General features: G+C 41.2%; 16 protein-coding genes, 7 tRNA genes and 3 rRNA genes. 1 reads left to right on the forward strand and 25 read right to left on the reverse strand.

All coding sequences use genetic code 11. From position 1 onward, the window contains the following. Positions 1 to 18 precede the first annotated feature (18 nt). From rrf to acpS, 25 genes are all read right to left on the reverse strand, one after another. Positions 19 to 134: ribosomal RNA gene (rrf, locus tag MHI40_RS16930) — 5S ribosomal RNA — on the reverse strand. 109 nt (positions 135 to 243) lie between these two features. Continuing rightward, positions 244 to 3,172, reverse strand: a 23S ribosomal RNA gene (locus MHI40_RS16935). A 195-nt stretch (positions 3,173 to 3,367) separates the two neighbouring features. Next, positions 3,368 to 4,921 (reverse strand): 16S ribosomal RNA (locus MHI40_RS16940). The 16S, 23S and 5S rRNA genes sit together here with 7 tRNA genes alongside, the layout of an rRNA operon. A gap of 157 nt (positions 4,922 to 5,078) precedes the next feature. After that, a tRNA-Gly gene (locus tag MHI40_RS16945) sits at positions 5,079 to 5,152 on the reverse strand. A 28-nt stretch (positions 5,153 to 5,180) separates the two neighbouring features. Beyond that, positions 5,181 to 5,267, reverse strand: a tRNA-Leu gene (locus MHI40_RS16950). A 64-nt stretch (positions 5,268 to 5,331) separates the two neighbouring features. Next, a tRNA-Lys gene (locus MHI40_RS16955) sits at positions 5,332 to 5,404 on the reverse strand. Between the two features lie 5 nt (positions 5,405 to 5,409). Beyond that, positions 5,410 to 5,484, reverse strand: a tRNA-Gln gene (locus MHI40_RS16960). A 3-nt stretch (positions 5,485 to 5,487) separates the two neighbouring features. Then, a tRNA-Asp gene (locus tag MHI40_RS16965) sits at positions 5,488 to 5,563 on the reverse strand. A gap of 34 nt (positions 5,564 to 5,597) precedes the next feature. Then, positions 5,598 to 5,669: transfer RNA gene (locus tag MHI40_RS16970), tRNA-Glu, on the reverse strand. Between the two features lie 4 nt (positions 5,670 to 5,673). Further along, positions 5,674 to 5,748, reverse strand: a tRNA-Asn gene (locus tag MHI40_RS16975). A gap of 80 nt (positions 5,749 to 5,828) precedes the next feature. Continuing rightward, a complete protein-coding gene (locus MHI40_RS16980) occupies positions 5,829 to 6,299 on the reverse strand; it encodes a SprT family protein (RefSeq protein WP_093537586.1) in 471 nt (156 codons plus the stop codon). Between the two features lie 65 nt (positions 6,300 to 6,364). After that, the gene (locus MHI40_RS16985; protein WP_340763637.1) at positions 6,365 to 8,530 is read right to left on the reverse strand and encodes a Tex family protein; all 2,166 of its coding nucleotides are present in this window, start codon (positions 8,528 to 8,530) and stop codon (positions 6,365 to 6,367) included. A gap of 85 nt (positions 8,531 to 8,615) precedes the next feature. Next, positions 8,616 to 9,212, reverse strand: a complete 597-nt coding sequence (locus tag MHI40_RS16990) for a PP2C family serine/threonine-protein phosphatase (protein WP_093537584.1) — start codon at positions 9,210 to 9,212, stop codon at positions 8,616 to 8,618. Then, positions 9,209 to 9,994, reverse strand: a complete 786-nt coding sequence (gene sigB / locus MHI40_RS16995) for an RNA polymerase sigma factor SigB (RefSeq protein ID WP_093537583.1) — start codon at positions 9,992 to 9,994, stop codon at positions 9,209 to 9,211. Before sigB ends, MHI40_RS16990 begins: the two co-directional genes overlap by 4 nt. Continuing rightward, the gene (gene rsbW, locus MHI40_RS17000) at positions 9,972 to 10,442 is read right to left on the reverse strand and encodes an anti-sigma B factor RsbW (protein WP_093537582.1); all 471 of its coding nucleotides are present in this window, start codon (positions 10,440 to 10,442) and stop codon (positions 9,972 to 9,974) included. Before rsbW ends, sigB begins: the two co-directional genes overlap by 23 nt. Beyond that, positions 10,429 to 10,776 carry an anti-sigma factor antagonist gene (locus MHI40_RS17005; RefSeq protein ID WP_093537581.1) on the reverse strand — a complete coding sequence of 116 codons (348 nt, stop codon included), beginning with the start codon at positions 10,774 to 10,776 and terminating at the stop codon, positions 10,429 to 10,431. The genes rsbW and MHI40_RS17005 overlap by 14 nt, the downstream gene beginning before the upstream one ends. A gap of 87 nt (positions 10,777 to 10,863) precedes the next feature. After that, positions 10,864 to 11,862, reverse strand: coding sequence for a PP2C family protein-serine/threonine phosphatase (locus MHI40_RS17010; protein WP_093537580.1), 999 nt, complete (start codon positions 11,860 to 11,862; stop codon positions 10,864 to 10,866). A 15-nt stretch (positions 11,863 to 11,877) separates the two neighbouring features. Further along, a complete protein-coding gene (locus MHI40_RS17015; protein ID WP_093537579.1) occupies positions 11,878 to 12,279 on the reverse strand; it encodes an anti-sigma regulatory factor in 402 nt (133 codons plus the stop codon). A 3-nt stretch (positions 12,280 to 12,282) separates the two neighbouring features. Further along, the gene (locus MHI40_RS17020; RefSeq protein WP_093537578.1) at positions 12,283 to 12,645 is read right to left on the reverse strand and encodes an STAS domain-containing protein; all 363 of its coding nucleotides are present in this window, start codon (positions 12,643 to 12,645) and stop codon (positions 12,283 to 12,285) included. Next, positions 12,645 to 13,472: an STAS domain-containing protein gene (locus tag MHI40_RS17025; protein ID WP_340764572.1), complete on the reverse strand. Its 828-nt coding sequence runs from the start codon at positions 13,470 to 13,472 to the stop codon at positions 12,645 to 12,647. The genes MHI40_RS17020 and MHI40_RS17025 overlap by 1 nt, the downstream gene beginning before the upstream one ends. A 240-nt stretch (positions 13,473 to 13,712) precedes the next feature. Continuing rightward, positions 13,713 to 14,063 carry a type II toxin-antitoxin system PemK/MazF family toxin gene (locus tag MHI40_RS17030; protein WP_093537576.1) on the reverse strand — a complete coding sequence of 117 codons (351 nt, stop codon included), beginning with the start codon at positions 14,061 to 14,063 and terminating at the stop codon, positions 13,713 to 13,715. A 4-nt stretch (positions 14,064 to 14,067) separates the two neighbouring features. Beyond that, a complete protein-coding gene (locus tag MHI40_RS17035; RefSeq protein WP_245762718.1) occupies positions 14,068 to 14,349 on the reverse strand; it encodes a transcriptional regulator in 282 nt (93 codons plus the stop codon). Positions 14,350 to 14,482: 133 nt separating this feature from the next. Beyond that, complete coding sequence (gene alr / locus MHI40_RS17040; protein ID WP_340763638.1) at positions 14,483 to 15,589, reverse strand: alanine racemase; 1,107 nt, start codon at positions 15,587 to 15,589, stop codon at positions 14,483 to 14,485. Between the two features lie 66 nt (positions 15,590 to 15,655). Continuing rightward, the gene (locus MHI40_RS17045; protein WP_340763639.1) at positions 15,656 to 16,681 is read right to left on the reverse strand and encodes a LolA family protein; all 1,026 of its coding nucleotides are present in this window, start codon (positions 16,679 to 16,681) and stop codon (positions 15,656 to 15,658) included. 58 nt (positions 16,682 to 16,739) lie between these two features. Next, complete coding sequence (gene acpS / locus MHI40_RS17050) at positions 16,740 to 17,093, reverse strand: holo-ACP synthase (protein ID WP_340763640.1); 354 nt, start codon at positions 17,091 to 17,093, stop codon at positions 16,740 to 16,742. Between the two features lie 68 nt (positions 17,094 to 17,161). Between acpS and MHI40_RS17055 the strand changes: the two genes are divergently transcribed. Further along, positions 17,162 to 17,788 carry a rhomboid family intramembrane serine protease gene (locus MHI40_RS17055; RefSeq protein ID WP_340763641.1) on the forward strand — a complete coding sequence of 209 codons (627 nt, stop codon included), beginning with the start codon at positions 17,162 to 17,164 and terminating at the stop codon, positions 17,786 to 17,788. Positions 17,789 to 17,940 lie beyond the last annotated feature (152 nt).

A 17,940-nucleotide genomic window follows, 5' to 3' on the forward strand; every position in this document is an offset into this window, starting at 1 on the left:
TAACGACTTCTTTTTGGTGCCCAGCGACGTCCTACTCTCACAGGGGGAAACCCCCAACTACCATCGGCGCTGAAGAGCTTAACTTCCGTGTTCGGTATGGGAACGGGTGTGACCTCTTCGCCATCATCACTAGACTCTTCGGCTTCCAATTTACAGCGCACTGCGTTGTATCTTGAAATCCTTATAAATAGAGTGCTTGTTCACTCAAAACTGGATAAACGACATTGTTACGTTAAACAAAATTTGGTTAAGTCCTCGATCGATTAGTATTCGTCAGCTGCACGTGTCGCCACGCTTCCACCCCGAACCTATCTACCTCATCGTCTTTGAGGGATCTTACTTACTTGCGTAATGGGAAATCTCATCTTGAGGGGGGCTTCGTGCTTAGATGCTTTCAGCACTTATCCCGTCCACACATAGCTACCCAGCGATGCTCTTGGCAGAACAACTGGTACACCAGCGGTGTGTCCATCCCGGTCCTCTCGTACTAAGGACAGCTCCTCTCAAATTTCCTACGCCCACGACGGATAGGGACCGAACTGTCTCACGACGTTCTGAACCCAGCTCGCGTACCGCTTTAATGGGCGAACAGCCCAACCCTTGGGACCGACTACAGCCCCAGGATGCGATGAGCCGACATCGAGGTGCCAAACCTCCCCGTCGATGTGGACTCTTGGGGGAGATAAGCCTGTTATCCCCGGGGTAGCTTTTATCCGTTGAGCGATGGCCCTTCCATGCGGAACCACCGGATCACTAAGCCCGTCTTTCGACCCTGCTCGACTTGTAGGTCTCGCAGTCAAGCTCCCTTCTGCCTTTACACTCTTCGAATGATTTCCAACCATTCTGAGGGAACCTTTGGGCGCCTCCGTTACACTTTAGGAGGCGACCGCCCCAGTCAAACTACCCGCCTGACACTGTCTCCTACCCGGGTTACGGGTATGGGTTAGAATTTCAATACAACCAGGGCAGTATCCCACCGACGCCTCCTCCGAAGCTGGCGCTCCGGGCTCTAAGGCTCCTGCCTATCCTGTACAAGTTGCACCAAAATTCAATATCAAGCTATAGTAAAGCTCCACGGGGTCTTTCCGTCCTGTCGCGGGTAACCTGCATCTTCACAGGTACTATAATTTCACCGAGTCTCTCGTTGAGACAGTGCCCAGATCGTTACGCCTTTCGTGCGGGTCGGAACTTACCCGACAAGGAATTTCGCTACCTTAGGACCGTTATAGTTACGGCCGCCGTTTACTGGGGCTTCAATTCGCACCTTCGCTTGCGCTAAGCACTCCTCTTAACCTTCCAGCACCGGGCAGGCGTCAGCCCATATACTTCACCTTACGGTTTTGCATAGACCTGTGTTTTTGCTAAACAGTCGCCTGGGCCTATTCACTGCGGCTCTTCTAGGCTATGAACCCAAAAGAGCACCCCTTCTCCCGAAGTTACGGGGTCATTTTGCCGAGTTCCTTAACGAGAGTTCTCTCGCTCACCTTAGGATTCTCTCCTCGACTACCTGTGTCGGTTTGCGGTACGGGCACCTTTCACCTCGCTAGAGGCTTTTCTTGGCAGTGTGAAATCAGGAACTCTAGACATACGTCCTCGCCATCACAGCTCAATGTTAAAGAATGCGGATTTGCCTACATTCACACCTTACTGCTTGGACATGCATAACCAACAGCATGCTTACCCTATCCTTCTGCGTCCCCCCATTACTCAAACGGTGGTTTGGTGGTACAGGAATATCAACCTGTTATCCATCGCCTACGCCTATCGGCCTCGGCTTAGGTCCCGACTAACCCTGAGCGGACGAGCCTTCCTCAGGAAACCTTAGTCATACGGTGGACGGGATTCTCACCCGTCTTTCGCTACTCATACCGGCATTCTCACTTCTAAGCGCTCCACCAGTCCTTCCGGTCTGACTTCAACGCCCTTAGAACGCTCTCCTACCACTGATACCAAAGGTATCAATCCACAGCTTCGGTGATTTGTTTAGCCCCGATACATTTTCGGCGCAGCGTCACTCGACCAGTGAGCTATTACGCACTCTTTAAATGATGGCTGCTTCTAAGCCAACATCCTGGTTGTCTAAGCAACGCCACATCCTTTTCCACTTAACAAATACTTTGGGACCTTAGCTGGTGGTCTGGGCTGTTTCCCTCTTGACTACGGATCTTATCACTCGCAGTCTGACTCCCAAACATAAATCATTGGCATTCGGAGTTTGTCTGAATTCGGTAACCCGGGATGGGCCCCTAGTCCAAACAGTGCTCTACCTCCAAGATTCTAACGTTTGAGGCTAGCCCTAAAGCTATTTCGGAGAGAACCAGCTATCTCCAGGTTCGATTGGAATTTCTCCGCTACCCACACCTCATCCCCGCACTTTTCAACGTGCGTGGGTTCGGACCTCCAGTAAGTGTTACCTTACCTTCATCCTGGACATGGGTAGATCACCTGGTTTCGGGTCTACGACCACATACTCATTCGCCCTATTCAGACTCGCTTTCGCTGCGGCTCCGTCTTCTCGACTTAACCTTGCATGGGATCGTAACTCGCCGGTTCATTCTACAAAAGGCACGCTATCACCCATTAACGGGCTCTAACTACTTGTAGGCACACGGTTTCAGGATCTATTTCACTCCCCTTCCGGGGTGCTTTTCACCTTTCCCTCACGGTACTGGTTCACTATCGGTCACTAGGTAGTATTTAGCCTTGGGAGATGGTCCTCCCAGATTCCGACGGAATTTCACGTGTTCCGCCGTACTCAGGATACACTCAAGAGAGAATGAATTTTAGACTACGGGGCTTTTACCCTATCCTGCGGACCTTTCCAGATCGCTTCGTCTAACTCATTCCTTTGTAACTCTATGTAGAGTGTCCTACAACCCCAAAAGGCAAGCCTTTTGGTTTGGGCTATTCCCGTTTCGCTCGCCGCTACTCAGGGAATCGAATTTTCTTTCTCTTCCTCCAGGTACTTAGATGTTTCAGTTCCCTGGGTGTGTCTCAGATGCGCTATGTATTCACGCAAATGTACTGCTCCATTACGAACAGTGGGTTTCCCCATTCGGAAATCTCCGGATCAAAGCTCACTTACAGCTCCCCGAAGCATATCGGTGTTAGTGCCGTCCTTCGTCGACTCCTAGTGCCAAGGCATTCACCGTGCGCCCTTATTAACTTAACCTAAAAGTTAAAAAGTCTTACACGTCGTGATTACGTAAATAATCACAACAGAATTTCTTGTTGTTTATTGTTTCAATGTCGTTTTATCCAGTTTTCAAAGAACAAGCGTTGAATCTTCATATAAAATGAACATTCAAAACTGAACTGCAAAACGTTAAGATACGAATAAAGATTCGTATTCCGATATTATCCTTAGAAAGGAGGTGATCCAGCCGCACCTTCCGATACGGCTACCTTGTTACGACTTCACCCCAATCATCTGTCCCACCTTCGGCGGCTGGCTCCCGTAAGGGTTACCCCACCGACTTCGGGTGTTACAAACTCTCGTGGTGTGACGGGCGGTGTGTACAAGGCCCGGGAACGTATTCACCGTGGCATGCTGATCCACGATTACTAGCGATTCCGGCTTCATGTAGGCGAGTTGCAGCCTACAATCCGAACTGAGAACGGTTTTATGGGATTTGCTCACCCTCGCGGGGTTGCGACCCTCTGTACCGTCCATTGTAGCACGTGTGTAGCCCAGGTCATAAGGGGCATGATGATTTGACGTCATCCCCACCTTCCTCCGGTTTATCACCGGCAGTCACCTTAGAGTGCCCAACTAAATGCTGGCAACTAAGATCAAGGGTTGCGCTCGTTGCGGGACTTAACCCAACATCTCACGACACGAGCTGACGACAACCATGCACCACCTGTCACCGCTGTCCCCGAAGGGAAAAGCCTATCTCTAGGCCGGTCAGCGGGATGTCAAGACCTGGTAAGGTTCTTCGCGTTGCTTCGAATTAAACCACATGCTCCACCGCTTGTGCGGGCCCCCGTCAATTCCTTTGAGTTTCAGTCTTGCGACCGTACTCCCCAGGCGGAGTGCTTAATGCGTTAGCTGCAGCACTAAGGGGCGGAAACCCCCTAACACTTAGCACTCATCGTTTACGGCGTGGACTACCAGGGTATCTAATCCTGTTTGCTCCCCACGCTTTCGCGCCTCAGCGTCAGTTACAGACCAGAAAGCCGCCTTCGCCACTGGTGTTCCTCCAAATCTCTACGCATTTCACCGCTACACTTGGAATTCCGCTTTCCTCTTCTGTACTCAAGTCCCCCAGTTTCCAATGACCTTCCACGGTTGAGCCGTGGGATTTCACATCAGACTTAAAGGACCGCCTGCGCGCGCTTTACGCCCAATAATTCCGGACAACGCTTGCCACCTACGTATTACCGCGGCTGCTGGCACGTAGTTAGCCGTGGCTTTCTAATGAGGTACCGTCAAGGTACGAGCAGTTACTCTCATACTTGTTCTTCCCTCACAACAGAGTTTTACGATCCGAAAACCTTCTTCACTCACGCGGCATTGCTCCATCAGACTTTCGTCCATTGTGGAAGATTCCCTACTGCTGCCTCCCGTAGGAGTCTGGGCCGTGTCTCAGTCCCAGTGTGGCCGATCACCCTCTCAGGTCGGCTACGCATCGTCGCCTTGGTGAGCCGTTACCTCACCAACTAGCTAATGCGCCGCGGGCCCATCCTGTAGTGACAGCCGAAACCGTCTTTTAACATCTCCCCATGTGAGGAAATGGATTATTCGGTATTAGCCCCGGTTTCCCGGAGTTATCCCAATCTACAGGGCAGGTTGCCCACGTGTTACTCACCCGTCCGCCGCTAAATCAGAAGAAGCAAGCTTCTTCGTCATTCGCTCGACTTGCATGTATTAGGCATGCCGCCAGCGTTCGTCCTGAGCCAGGATCAAACTCTCCATAATAGAGAACTTAAAAAGCTCAATTTGTTTTGCTGGCATCATCATTAAATGATGTCAAAAATTGTTTTGCTATCATACTAACTAAGTTAGTTGAAAGCTATGTTTCTTAACGTTTTGCATGTTCAGTTTTCAATGTTCAATATTCAATGATATTAAATAATGGAGCGGGTGAAGAGAATCGAACTCTCATCATCAGCTTGGAAGGCTGAGGTTTTACCACTAAACTACACCCGCATTAAATTTTGTTAAATTGTTATGTGACTGGTGCGGCCGAGAGGACTTGAACCTCCACGGGGTTATCCCCCACTAGGCCCTCAACCTAGCGCGTCTGCCGTTCCGCCACGACCGCTTAGTACTTAACAGAACAAGGTTGATTATACTCTCGAACACCTTAAATGTCAACAACAATTTGATGAGCCATGTAGGATTCGAACCTACGACCCTCTGATTAAAAGTCAGATGCTCTACCAACTGAGCTAATGGCTCAAAAATGGCTGGGGTACCTGGATTCGAACCAGGGCATGATGGAATCAAAATCCATTGCCTTACCGCTTGGCTATACCCCAACATGGCGGTCCCGACCGGGATCGAACCGGCGATCTCCTGCGTGACAGGCAGGCATGTTAACCGCTACACCACGGGACCGTTGAAAATACAAAGTAATAAATATAAATGGTAATGACCCCTACGGGATTCGAACCCGTGTTACCGCCGTGAAAGGGCGGTGTCTTAACCGCTTGACCAAGGGGCCATAATGGCTCCGAAGGTAGGACTCGAACCTACGACCGATCGATTAACAGTCGATTGCTCTACCACTGAGCTACTTCGGAATAACTTTTGTCGTTTTGTTTTACTCGACTTTTTCTATTATAGAGAGGGTTTTGCAAAACGTCAACTACTTTTTGATAATTTATTTAAGATTTTCAAAAGAAACTAACATTAGGTCTCCAAAACACTTGCCACAACGGTATTTCCTAGTATTTAAACGAATTTTCCGATTATATGAAAGAGAGCATTTTACACATTTATACGTATATCTCTTTTTACTTTTCCGGACTTTTCTCTCCACTAATGTAGAACAAAATCTAGGTGAGTTAGTTATTTTAAGTAACTCCCTAAAGTCAGTATCTCTATGCTGATAGCCTTTTCCTTCTATATGTAAGTGATAATGACAAAGCTCGTGTTTGATCACGCCTAGCAACTCATCCATTCCGTACTTTTCGAAAACTAGCGGATTCACTTCTATATTGTGCGATCTCAACATATACCTTCCACCAGTTGTTCTAAGTCTTTTGTTGAAATATGCTTTATGTTGAAATTGTTTCCCAAAGACTTCGTTTGATACATGACTTACTAGTTCGTGTAATTTTTCATCAGACATATTATCTCCCCCCTATTTAAAAAGAGGTTGTCCAGTGGCATATCTCCATTGGACAACTCTATTCGTTACACTTGTTGTTCAGGAGGAAGCATCGTTAATGCAATCCTTCCTTTGTTGGCATCAAACTGTTCTACCCAGACAGTAACTATATCTCCAAGGGAGACAACATCTAAAGGATGTTTGACAAAGCCTTTTTTTAGTTTAGAAATATGAACTAGGCCATCTTGTTTTACACCAATATCTACAAATGCACCGAAGTCTACTACATTTCTTACTGTTCCTTGTAACTCCATTCCTGTTTTTAAATCCTCTAATTTGAGTACATCTTTTTTCAGGATTGGCTGCGGGAATGCTTCACGAGGGTCACGCGCCGGTTTGATCAATGTATCTACAATATCCTTTAATGTGATCTCCCCTATTTCTAACTCTCTACTTACTTCTTCAATAGAAATTTTCTTTAATGCCTCTTCTGCTTCTTTTGTGCCTATTTGCGCCTTCTTAAGTCCTGCAGTTTCCAGTACCTGCTCCGCTCCCTTATAACTTTCAGGGTGTATTCCTGTTGCATCAAACGGATTTTTTGCATCTGGTACGCGTAAAAACCCAATTGCTTGTTCATAAGTTTTGGCTCCAAGGCGTGGAATTTTCTTAAGTTGTGCTCGCGAAGTAAACCTCCCTTGCTCGTTTCTCATATTCACCACGTTTTCTGCAACTGTTTTTGACAGCCCTGAGACGTATTGTAAAAGGGAAGCAGATGCAGTATTTACATTTACTCCTACTTGGTTAACCGCAGTTTCTACTATAAAGGATAAGGAATCGGATAATTTCTTTTGCGAAACGTCATGTTGGTATTGTCCTACTCCTACCGCTTTTGGATCTATCTTCACTAATTCCGCCAAAGGATCCTGCAATCTTCTTGCAATAGATACCGCACTTCTTTGCTCTACTTGTAAGTCAGGAAACTCATTACGTGCTGTTTCAGATGCTGAATACACACTGGCACCCGCTTCATTTACTATTACATACGCTACCTCGCCCTCTACCTCTTTCAAACAGTCCACAATGAATTGTTCTGTTTCGCGAGAAGCGGTACCATTTCCGATAGCTATTAAAGAAATAGGATAGTTTTTTAAGTAAGCAAGTACTTTTTTCTTGGAACCCTCCACATCCATTTTAGGCGCATGTGGATAAATAGCCGATACTTCTAGCAGTTTTCCTGTATCATCTACAACCGCTAATTTACACCCAGTACGATAAGCTGGATCGACACCTAGAATTACTTTTCCCTTTAATGGTTGTTGCAATAGTAGGTTCCTTAGGTTTTCGGAGAATATGTGAATAGCCTGAGCTTCTGCTTTTTCTGTAAGCTCTGCTCGAATCTCTCGTTCAACAGAAGGCTGAATTAGTCGTTTGTATGAGTCTTCTACCGCCAATTCAATTTGTTCCACTGCATCACTAGAGGATGGTTTAATCCAATGTGTTTTCATCACATTAGCTGCTTTCTCCATAGGAACTTGAAGAGCAACTTTTAAGATATCTTCTTTTTCCCCTCGGTTTACCGCTAATATACGATGAGGAACTATCTTTTTAACAGGTTCTTCGTACTCATAATACATTTCAAACACATTCTTTTCATCTAGCTCTGCCTTTTTGACCGATGTAATAATTTTACCGTCCGCACGGGTAATATTACGGATTTGCTCTCTTATTTTCGCATCGTCAGCAAATTGCTCAGCTAGGATATCTCTAGCACCAAGTAACGCATCCTCTACTGAAAGAACTTCTAGCTCTTCATTTAAATAGCCTTCTGCTAACTTAGAAATGGATTCTTTAGGGAAAGTCATGATGAGAGCCGCCAAAGGTTCTAATCCTTTTTCCTTTGCAATAGTAGCCTTTGTTCTACGTTTTTGCTTATATGGTCGATATAAATCTTCTAATCGTTGCAATACCGTCGCATTATTAATAGAAGCAGTTAACTCTTCGGTTAGTTTACCTTGCTCTTCAATTAAGCGAAGGATCTCTTCTTTTCTTTGTTCCAACTGCTGTATGTAATTATACCGATCTTCAACGGCTTTAATTTGGACTTCATCTAAAGAGCCTGTTTGTTCTTTTCTATATCGTGCTATAAAAGGAACGGTATTTCCCTCTTCTAGTAATTTTATAACTTGTTCAGCTTGTGATGATTTAACACCTGTATCTTTTGAAACAAGTTGGAGCATTTTCTTTATTTCCAATATGAACACGTCCTTTCTTTATAGTACTCAGTTTATCATATTTGTTACCTTCTAGAAAAAGCCAAACAAAAAAGCTTACCCTATATTAGAGTAAGCTTCCTACTATAAACGTTGAGTCGTCGCCATGTTCAATTTCTTTAAAAATCGTTTCATAGAGACATTCCGCATTCGAGGCATTTTTTATAGTGGATTTCGGACTTTTCATCACAACCCCGTCTGAGTGAAGCATGAACAAATCATTTTTTTCACAGGCATATGTTTGGGTATTAATCTTTTGCTTTCTGCCTGATAAGTAGCCCATCACGGGTAGAGGATAAATCATTTTATCGGTAGAGCGTTTATACATATAAAACTTCACATTACCAACACAGCTATAGGATATAGTTTGATGTTTATAATCTATTTTAACTATCGCTACTGCTGCACCTCTCTTACTAACCATTAACTCGTTGCAACGTAGTAGTAATTCATCTAATGTTTCTTCTTTATATTCCTCTAGAATCTTCGGGATAATATCTGCAGACTCTTTAGCCACAGGTCCATTTCCCAACCCATCTGCTATAGCACAAAGCATAAACTCATCTGTCTTTGTAATATAATAAGTATCTCCAGATTCTAGATTTCCACTTTTGGCTTCTTGGTATACAAACAAATCTACTTTGTCATCTGAAAAATTCATCATTTAACTACTTCACCTGACAATAAAATGGCCTCCTGTAATTTCTTTATAGCCTTTCGTTGAATCCTAGATACATGCATTTGGGATATACCTAGACGATCTCCTGTTTCTTTTTGACTAAGCTGCTCCATGTATGTAAGTTGAATGATTTCTTTCTCTCGATCTGATAATACATTTAGTGCATTAGCAACAAGTAAGCGTTGATCTGTTTTCTCGTATTCGCCATCTGCTTTACCAATAACATCAAATAACGTAATGGTACTACCGTCTGAGTCAGATTCAAGTGAATGATCCATAGATAATGCCTGATAACTTTTACCCATTTCCATGGCTTCAAGTACGTCTTCTACTTCTACACCTAGAAAATCAGCGATTTCCGGAATAATAGGAGAACGTTGGAATTCCACTGTTAGTGTTTCCACTGCTACTCGGATTCGTGGTCCAAGTTCTTTTATCCTTCTTGGAACATGTACAGCCCAGGTTTTATCTCTTAAAAAGCGTTTAATCTCTCCGATAATGGTAGGGATAGCAAAAGCTTCAAAGTTTTTTCCGAATGATGGATCATATCTTCGGATAGCTCCAAGAAGACCAAGCATGCCGACTTGGGCGATATCCTCATGATGCGATTTACCATTAGAATATTTTCGAGCAATGGATTCTACCAACCTAGTGTAATTCAGTACTAAGTTAGTTTGTGCCTCTTCACTTTCTGTCTCTTGATATTCTTTGATCCATCCCAATATTTTCTCTTTCGATTCTTTATTAGGAAGGGACGTGTTCGACATTTTCATCCACCTGCTCTACTCTGACATGTTTCGTCATAAATACAGTAACGCCTTCTTGGTGATGTACTTTAACCTCATCCATTAATGTCTCGATCAAATATAAACCAAGACCTCCTTCTCTCAAGAAAGATCCTTCCTCTAAATCATGATAAGGGCCGACTTTTGCTTTCGTTTCTTCAAAGTCAAAACTTTTACCATGATCCGCTACCATGATTTCTATTTTTTCATCGTATAATGCACAGCCAATAACCACTTCGCCTTCCTCATTATCCGCATATGCATGTTGGACTGCATTTGTAATCGCTTCGCTTGCAGCTATTTTTAAGTCTTCGATATCATCATACGTAAATCCGATACGATTGGCCAAACCAGAAATTGTGAGGCGAGCAACGCTAACATATTGAGGCTTTGCAGGCACCCGAATTTCAACATAATCAAACGGTTTCATCTATTTTCACCTCTTCATCTCTAGCCTGTATATCCATAATTTCCACTAAACCAGTAATATCAAATAAGCGCTTCAATCTAGATGAAAGTCCCGTTAACTCCATATGACCATTTGCAGCTATGACGCTCTTATAAAAGCCCACAAAAACACCTAGTCCCGTACTATCCATATAGGAAACATCTTGTAAATTCAATTCAACATGTATATTATCCTGTAAGGTTACCTCTGCAAGTTTCTCTCTTAAAATCGGCGCTGTAAAAGCATCGATTTCACCACCAATTAATCCTTTAATATGCAATTCAGCTATCGTTTGTAATTCAACTGAAATATTCATTTTTATTCCCCCGTTTTCGCTATATATAGTCTATTATCTATTGTCTATAGTCTCTATACCACAAAGCAGTTATTAATAAACCTCAAATTACTTCTTTTTGAAAATAACGAGTGTGAAATCATCTCGTTGTTCAAACTCCTGTAATTCCTCAAGCTTGTGAAACACATATTCCACCATATCTTGAGCAGATTGATCTCTTACGCTTTCAATAATATCCATCACGGTTTTTTGGTCAATGAATCCCTCTTTTGAACGGCATTCAGTTACACCATCAGTCATCATAACGACAAAATCGTCTTTTCCTAAAGAAATAGAGTGTTGTTCGTATTTAACATTGGGAATTACCCCTAACAATAATCCCTTTGCTTGTAGTTCTGAAAAACTATTAGACTTAGCACAATAAAATAAAGGTGGCTCATGTCCTGCAGAGGCATATGTAAATACACTTGTAGAAGTATCATAAGTTCCATAAAACATGGAGATGAACATCGAATCACTTACACTTTTCTCAACAATTCGATTGATGACATCTAGTACAACAATGGGTTCAGTTTCTGCTCCATTTAAACTATCCATCCCATACTTAATCATGGACATGCATAGGGCAGCTGGAATCCCTTTACCGATTACATCTGCAACGGCAATACCTACTGTAGTATCATCATTTAGAAAATGCGTGTAATCCCCATTCATTTCTTTTGCAGGAACAGAGATCATCCCTATATCTAAACTGTTCATTTCTGGCACTTTAGTTTTCAACAACGTTTGTTGAACATTAGAAGCCAGCTCCATTTCCATTCTAAAGTTTTCCTGTTTTTTAATTAGGGTCTGGTGTTCTTTTAGTGCAAGTCCATATCTAATCATCACTTCTATTAATAAATCAAAAGAATGCCAAACATTATTTGGCAATTCAGGCATAAGCTCTTCTAAAGAAGCCTTATGTATACTTATAACTTCCTCTGGAGAAATATTCTTTTGGATAAGTTGTCTACTGAAGTTTTGACCTTCATACAAATTATGTTCTGTTTGTCTTTGTGTATATTGCTCTAAAATCTCTCTGTATTGTCTCTTAAATTCTTGAGGCATACTTTGAATTACCTCCTATCTTAATAACTTAGATGCACTAATAGTGGTACCTTCTCCTAGGACAGTTTCAATTTTGAAATCGTCCATTAGTCGCTTTACTCCTGGAAGGCCGGCACCTAAACCACCTGATGTAGTATATCCATCTTCCATGACTTTACGAACATCTGCAATTCCTGGTCCTTTATCAGATGCAATGACAAGCAGACCTTTTAGGTTGCCATCAGTAATTTGTCTAATTTCTATTTTACCTTTACCAGCATATAAGTATATATTCCGAGCGAGTTCACTAATCGCTGTTGTGATTCTTGCTTGGTCAACTGTACCGAAGCCTACATCCTTCGCTTCATTTCTACCAAGTTGCCTTGCAGCAACGATATCCCACTCAGTTATTATATCAACAGAAGACCTTAAGTTCATGGACTAGTCCTCCAATTCTCGTTCTAATTTTTCCAATCCATTTTCTAAGTCTAGGGCCGTAACTACATTTTCGAGTCTAATGCCTAATTCTATGAGAGTAATAGCTACCGCAGGTTGAATACCTGTAATTACTACCTTCGCACCCATTAGACCCGACATACTGATTACATCTCCCAATACTTTTGCGATGAATGAGTCTATAAAATCTATTGGTGTAAGATCAAGCACTACTCCTCTTGCAGATGTTGTATGAAGCTTATCAAGTAAATCTTCTTGAAAAGAAAGAGCAGTTTGATCATCTAACTCCCACTGAATGGAAACGATTAAACAATCTCTCAATTTTAAAATAGGTATTCTTGTCATCATTATGCTTCCACCTCTACTATTGCTCGATTTGTTAAAGCCAGGGCTTGTTCAACGCCTTTTTGTAAAGTACTTGTTGTTGTAAAATCATTTAAGTTTATACCTAGTGTAACAATAGTTTGCGCAATTTCCGGACGGATTCCGACTAGCATACATTTAGCTCCGACTAATCGGACGGCATCTGCTGCTTGAATAATATGATGTGCAACCATCGTATCTACTACTGGGACGCCCGTAATGTCTAGCAACACAACTTCTGCACGATGCTTTACAACTCCCTGTAGAAGATTTTCCATTATTAGCTTTGCTCGTTCCGTATCAATTGTACCTACTAAAGGCATTACGGAAATTTTTTCGAAGACAGGTATTAAGGAAGCAGACAGTTCTTGTAGAGCAATCTTTTGTAGACTCACCGTTTTTTCCCACACTACCGAATAGGCATCTACAATGCTGTGATTCAAAGGAATAATCCAATTATTTAATATTTCTCTATATGATTGGAAATTACCTTCATCTAAGTTCTCTACATCGTCCATTTTTTCATAGATAATTTCTGTGAAATTGGTTAAGGCTTTTAAAACAAATGAGATTGACCATCCATAATGTACAATTTGAACGGAAAAATCATTTAACTTGGCCGTATATGTATCGCGGTCTTCCGTTAGACTTGAAATCATTAACTCTCCGAATTCACGAACTGTATTATCCACTATTCTATTAGACATAATCTGGAAGAAACGATCATCCTTCTCTTCCTCCATTTTTATTCTCCACTTTTCTAAAATTTCATCAATATTATCGTGAATATACGAAGCAATTCTGCTATTCATTGTTTTACATACATCTCCTCGTTGAATATTAGTAATTATATTGTACAGAATTTCATCTAACATTACATCTTTTACACTTGTCCATGTTTTACCTGATTAGTGACACTACCCTGTAATATAATATTTTGCAAACCAAGTAAAGTGAATTAGTTTTACCTTCAACTCTAACTTTGTTAAAAAAATTCCTATTAAAAAACACAATGTGTTTTTGTCGGTTCCACATTGTGTTTTTACTATGTATTAAAATTTAACAATCCCTAAGCTAATCCCTAATGCATGATCTACGTCTTCCATCACGTCTTCATCTAGGTGGGTGATTTTATCCGTAAGTCTGGATTTATCAATTGTTCTTAACTGCTCCAACAAAATAACGGAATCTCGTTCAAAATCATATTCTTTTGCATTTATTTCTACATGTGTTGGTAACTTTGCCTTTTGAATTTGAGCTGTGATAGCTGCCACGATGACAGTTGGACTGAATCTATTACCGATATCATTTTGTATCACCAAAACGGGTCTGGTTCCACCTTGCTCAGACCCGATTACTGGTGATAAATCCGCAAAAAAAACGTCTCCACGTTTTACGATCAAATTTTCATCCTCCACTTACGAGTCGCTCTGTCGTATGTTGAGCTTCATACTCTGCATGTAAACACTCCGTGCAAATGGATAGATTTATATGAGACATCTCAACATAGCCTTTCTTCATCGCTTCTCTTATAAGATTTGCCTGACCATTTTTTACATATTCATTTGCTTGGACACGAACGAAACTTTCTACGCCAGTTAATGATTGTTTTACGGTTTTTACTCCTTCATTAACCAATTGATTTGGAAGCTGAATGATCGCTTCCTTTTTCTTTTTATCACTTACCACAGCAAACACCTCCGACAAAACATTTCCCTATATGACAATATACTTCATCTTACCATTTCTATAGCTTAAATAAAAGACATTAAGAGAAATGGTTAGACAATTTATGCATATAACTTTAAGTTTTGTCGAAAATCTACTTGCTATATATTCTAGGGATTCTGTTAGAGAAAGTGCAACAAACTTCATAAGGGATAGTTTCCAATGCTTCCGCCCATTCTTCTATTAGAATCTCTTCATTTTCCTGTAAACCTAGTAATGTAACTTTTTCGCCAACCTCTATTTTTTCATCGAGACGAATCATGCATTGATCCATACAAATTTTCCCGACGATTGGCATCTTTTTACCTTTTATCAAAACAGACTGGTTATGAAGTTTCCTTAATAGCCCATCTGCATAACCAATCGGAATTGTTGCAATCCACTCATTTGTTGGAGCTACATATGTAGCTCCGTAACCAATGGTAGAACCCTTCGTTACCTTTTTAACATGTGCAACCTCAGTGTGTAACGAAAGAGCTTTTTCTAAGGGAAACGGAAGTTCTCCATTAACCCAAGAAGACGGCGCTATTCCATACATAGATATACCAAAACGCACCGCATTCCAGTGTTGGTCAGGGTATAGTAAAGCCGCTGCACTATTAGAAGTATGAACCATTGCGGGTCTTTGCTCAAATACATTTAATAATTGTTCGAATCTGGAAACTTGTTTTCGGAATAGTGTTTGCTCCTCTTCATCAGCAGTTGCAAAATGAGTAAAAACGCCCGTAATTTGCAACCAATCTCTTTTGCTGATAAAGGCAAGTGCCTGCTGTAGCTCTGTCACTTCTGTAAAACCAATTCTACCCATTCCACTATCGATTTTTATATGAAGCTTTAAAGGAATTTGAAGATCCTTAGTAGCAAGTAACCACTCATATGAATATGCTGTAAGTGTAATGTTTTGTTTAGAAGCTTCCTCTAAAAAAGAGAGCGGAGATGTACCTATTAGAAGTATTTCCGCTTCAATACCTGCTTCCCTTAAATGTAATGCTTCTTCTGGCGTGGCAACCGCCAAAAGATTGGCTCCTGCTTTTAATGCTGCCTGCGCAACTTCAATATCTCCATGACCGTAGCCATTCGCTTTAACTACAGCAATCACGGCAGTGTGTTCTGGAAGTATTTCCATGAGCCGTTTAATATTATTTTGTATAGCTTGTAAGTTTACTTTGATGAATGTAGGTCGGTATAGCTGTTGAGACATATAGTTCCCTCTTTTAATCAGTTTAAACCGATTATCCTACTAGTGTACTGAAGTAGTCAACCCTAATTACTTTAAACCACTAGTTGTCATAGATGCGGCAACTTCAATCATTTCTTCTTTCGTCAATGTAGAGGATGCAATAAAGAATGACATACCATCTTGCTCCCAAGAAAGAGACTGGTCAGTAATTGCACCAATTGCTACTCCTAGATCAACCGGATCTCCAGGTGAGAATACAGGAATAATAGAGGAGTCCCCCGGTTCGCTTCGATGTTGAATTATCGTAAACTCTTTGTCTCCACTATATGTTAAAATAACTCTTTTTTCTCCGTCGACTTCCACAACTTTTTCATCAATATTGTGCACTTGATCCCATTTTAACATTGGATAATAAGTTTCCATTTCAGCATTATCAATCTCTGCCGATGTCTCTACGGTTTCTTCCGTGCCTTCTGCTTTACCTGTAGGTGTTTGCTCTATTTTATATTCTGCTGCTGCATGTGTTTTTCCTAGCGACACTTTTTTAAATGTAATATGAATTTGCTCTTCTTTGTTTTCATTCATGATAGAAACATCTGTTGGTAGTAATGTCTTTTTATTGATGTAAATCTTTTGAGTTGGCAGCATAGTTTTATGGTTGTTACTAGTTTTTGTTTCAAAGACATATTTGTCACCTTCTTCTTTGAAGGTTGCCGTTTTATCTTTTTTTATGTCGTTGGCTAGTGAACCGATTAAATATGCTTGGCTATTTTCAGTTGGCCATTTACTTTGGAACTTATACGTTTTGTTCAGCGCTGGTGTTACGACAAATACACCTTCTGTGTTACGGATGATCATTTGGGTATTCTCTGCATTTGTATCCGATACCTGTACTCGGTAAAAATCCGGTTTAGTGTGCCAAACTTCCACACCATATACTCTTGGTTCTTCCCCAGTCATGATGCTCATCTCTGCTTCGAGCTCATACCCCTTTGCATCCACCCACTTGTTACTAAGTTTTTTCACAACATCTTCTTTCGAATCGGCTCCACATGCGGAAAGTACTAAGATTGTTACAATTAAAAAAAATAGTTTAGCCACGCGGCTCTTCAATCAGTCCATCCTTTCTATTATCACTGCGTTCATTCATTGTATGTAGATGGACGACCGGTTATGATTGTAGAATTACTTGAGCAGCCACATAAACTTTTGTATGGGTTATAGATACAAATCCATTAACTTCTATTCCTTTAAAATATAAAACAGGCTTACCTGAAGGTTCTTTTATAATTTCAATATCTTGAAAACTACAATCTTTCCCTATTCCAGATCCTCGAGCTTTTGAAAATGCTTCTTTGGCTGCAAATCTCCCTGCTAAGTATTCGATTCGTCTTGTCCCGGATAACTCATTTAATTGAACTCTTTCTTTTTCGGAAAGTACCCGCTCTTCAAACTTACGTGTTTTAGCAGAAATGGATTGGATTCTTTCTATTTCAGTTATATCTAATCCTATTCCAGTAATCATGAATGTTTCTCCTTTCCAAATATCCTCCTTACAGGATATACTAATAGTAGATAAATTGAGGTGAAATAATGTTTAGTAGAACAGAAAATTTTAAACAATACATAAAACTATATCCAGTTGTTTCTTCTTTGCTTGCATTGAATATTGTTATTCATTTGTTAACTTTAGTCCCTATATTTGGATCACAATTATTTAATTACGGTGTTCACTTTAACTTATTAATTAGTGAGGGTGAATATTGGCGTTTGATAACTCCGATATTCTTGCATGCAAACTTTGCTCATTTATTATTCAATATGTTCTCGTTGTACATATTTGGGCCAGAGTTGGAGCAACTAGCTGGTAAGGCTCGTTTCCTAACTATTTATATGCTAGCAGGATTAGTTGGTAATGTCGCTACCTACCTAATACACGATTGGAATTATACAAGTGTTGGAGCAAGTGGGGCTATTTACGGGATATTCGGTGCTTTTGGGGCTTTGGTTTATTATACGAGAAATTTCATGCCACAGCTAAAACAAATTATTATTCCGATTATTGTAATTGGAGTAATTATGACATTCCTGCAACCGAAGATTAATGTTACTGCTCACATAGCTGGGCTGATAACTGGTTTTGTACTAGGAATGGTTTACTTCCATCCGAAGCGAATAGCTGCTTGGAAGAAAAGACAGCGTAAGCTTAAATCTGTTTAAGGATCAAGACCAGATTCTATCGTTTCCTAAGTGCTTCGGACAGATTTACAGCTATTTTATTAACCGTTAATTTTTTGAGAGACTGATTGTGACTGTCGTCGCAATTAGTCTCTCTTTTTTCATTAATTTTATTCCTGGGCTCACACTTCATA

The organism is Psychrobacillus sp. FSL H8-0510 (genome assembly GCF_038008345.1).
GTDB lineage: Bacteria > Bacillota > Bacilli > Bacillales_A > Planococcaceae > Psychrobacillus > Psychrobacillus psychrotolerans.